The following is a 336-nucleotide window of genomic DNA, read 5'->3' as shown; positions in this document are numbered from 1 at the left end:
CCCCGAGCTTTTCGCAGATTACCACGTCCTTCATCGCCTCTGACTGCCAAGGCATCCACCGTGCACGCTTGGTCACTTGACCATATAACCCAAAAGGGTCTATATACCAACGAGCTTTTGTGTCTCGTTGGATTTACGATTTGAAACCACACTAGGTTAAAGTGTGTTTCCACCGGTTTGACGCTTGATTATCGTCTTTGAAACAACATACTCAATCCGAAGATTGTGTTTGTTATTTCGATCTATTCAAAAAGTTAAATTGTTAAAGAGCATTTAGCGCAAAGCGCTAAGTCAGTGATTGTTTGTTCCTTAAAGAAGTAACAACAACTTGCTTAG

General features: G+C 41.4%; 1 rRNA gene. It reads right to left on the bottom strand.

The features are described 5' to 3' along the window. Nucleotides 1–82, bottom strand: a 23S ribosomal RNA gene (locus tag OA91_RS23910); the annotation flags it as partial. Nucleotides 83–336: the final 254 nt, after the last annotated feature.

The sequence above is a fragment of the Marinomonas sp. SBI8L genome (assembly GCF_001624705.1).
In the GTDB taxonomy this organism is placed as follows: Bacteria; Pseudomonadota; Gammaproteobacteria; order Pseudomonadales; family Marinomonadaceae; genus Marinomonas.
Note: the sequence above shows the minus strand (reverse complement) of the source record. Positions and strands in the feature narration are given on the sequence as shown.